General features: G+C 76.3%; 1 protein-coding gene. It reads right to left on the bottom strand.

Features of this window, described 5'->3' with window-relative positions; translation table 11 throughout:
• The coding region (locus tag G3I54_RS30090) for an alpha-hydroxy-acid oxidizing protein (RefSeq protein ID WP_164619120.1) at positions 1-228 on the bottom strand (228 nt) is incomplete at both ends.

Below are 228 nucleotides of genomic sequence, written 5' to 3'. Positions count from 1 at the left end.
CGGGACCCGGCCCGCCACGGCCTCGGCGACGGCGGGCAGGGTGACGAGCGGGGCAACTGCGGTGTCCAGGTTGCGGCCCCCGTGGTTGGACATCCAGACGCCGATGCCCAGCTCCGCGGCCCGGCGGGCGTCGTCGGGGCGCACGATGCCCTTGGCCAGGACCGGCAGCCCGGAGACCGAGCGCAGCCATTCGAGGTCGGACCAGGTGACGGCGGGGTCGATCCGGGG

Source organism: Streptomyces sp. SID14515, assembly GCF_010548505.1.
Lineage (GTDB): Bacteria > Actinomycetota > Actinomycetes > Streptomycetales > Streptomycetaceae > Streptomyces > Streptomyces caviscabies.
This window is presented reverse-complemented; position numbering and strand designations above follow the sequence as displayed.